The following is a 1133-nucleotide window of genomic DNA, read 5'->3' on the forward strand; positions in this document are numbered from 1 at the left end:
ATACGAACTTGCGTTCTAAAGAACAATTAGGGTAGGGTGCAGTTAACCGAGAAACGAGCACTGTTATGGCAAGAGTCAGTCGAGTTGTAGCCCACCAGAGCGTTGAAGAAGTTAAGCAGAAGCTGGCAGAGACAAAATACGCTTGGCAGCAGAAGTGGTTGATTATTTACAACGCAATGGTTGACCCAAGAGAAGCTCAAGAAATTGCACTGCACACAGGCACCTCAGTCTGGACAGTTCACAAAGTAATTTCAAAGTATAACCGTTACGGTGCTGCCGCGATTGAAACTGTTGGCAAAGGCGGTAGACGTAATTGCTATTTGAGTTGGCAACAAGAGCAGGAATTTTTAGCCCCATTTTTTGAGCAAGCTTCATTAGGCGAAATTACAACGGTAGCAGTGATTCAGAAGTCATTTGAGGAGCGAATAGGAGAAGTCGTTGATGCAGCGACGATTTACCGCTTACTCCAGCGTCATGGTTGGCGCAAGCTGGTTCCGCGTCCGCACCATCCCAAGGGAGATTTGAGCGAACAAGAGGAGTTTAAAAAAACTTCCAGCCACGAGTCGAAGCGGTGCTGGCAACCCGTGCTCACAGCGATACCCGACCAGTGTTGATGATGACGGCAGACCAAGGCAAGTTTGGACGTATTGGTGAAGTGAGACGGGCATGGGTTCCCCCTGGGATTCGTCCAAGTGTTGCCAAGCAAATCGTGCGAGAATATATTTATGCTTTTGTGGCGGTTGCACCTGCACTGGGAGAAATGACTGCTTTGGTGCTACCTTATGCCAACACTGAGATGATGAATCTGTTCTTGGAGCAGGTGGCAATTGAGTTTGCTGACTACTTCATCATTATTCAGGTAGATGGAGCTACTTACCATCACTCTGCTGGGCTAGTTGTACCTGAAAATATCCGGCTAATTGAGCAGCCTGCTCGTTCTCCAGAACTCAATCCAACTGAGCACATTTGGGAAGAGGTTAGAGAGAAGCATTTTTACAACAAAGTCTTCGACTCACTTGATGCTGTTACAGATGTCCTTTGCCAAGGCTTGCAGGAGTTAATGCTAGCTCCTGCAAAGCTGTCTTCCATGACCTACTTCCCTCATCTGAGAATTGTTCTTTAGAACGCGGTTT

General features: G+C 47.1%; 2 protein-coding genes. Both read left to right on the forward strand.

The window, feature by feature from the left end; genetic code table 11:
- Positions 1–65 precede the first annotated feature (65 nt).
- The gene (locus IQ230_RS26230; RefSeq protein ID WP_193935098.1) at positions 66–614 is read left to right on the forward strand and encodes a helix-turn-helix domain-containing protein; all 549 of its coding nucleotides are present in this window, start codon (positions 66–68) and stop codon (positions 612–614) included.
- Positions 572–1123 (forward strand): transposase, encoded by a 552-nt coding sequence (locus IQ230_RS26235; protein ID WP_193935099.1) that lies wholly within the window; start codon positions 572–574, stop codon positions 1121–1123. The genes IQ230_RS26230 and IQ230_RS26235 overlap by 43 nt, the downstream gene beginning before the upstream one ends.
- Positions 1124–1133: the final 10 nt, after the last annotated feature.

The sequence above is a fragment of the Gloeocapsopsis crepidinum LEGE 06123 genome (assembly GCF_015207655.1).
Classification (GTDB): domain Bacteria; phylum Cyanobacteriota; class Cyanobacteriia; order Cyanobacteriales; family Chroococcidiopsidaceae; genus Gloeocapsopsis; species Gloeocapsopsis crepidinum.

What these genes read in the sequence shown, in the direction of transcription:
- IQ230_RS26230 (WP_193935098.1), top strand. Translation starts at nt 66, where the DNA reads ATGGCAAGAGTCAGTCGAGTTGTAGCCCACCAGAGCGTTGAAGAAGTT.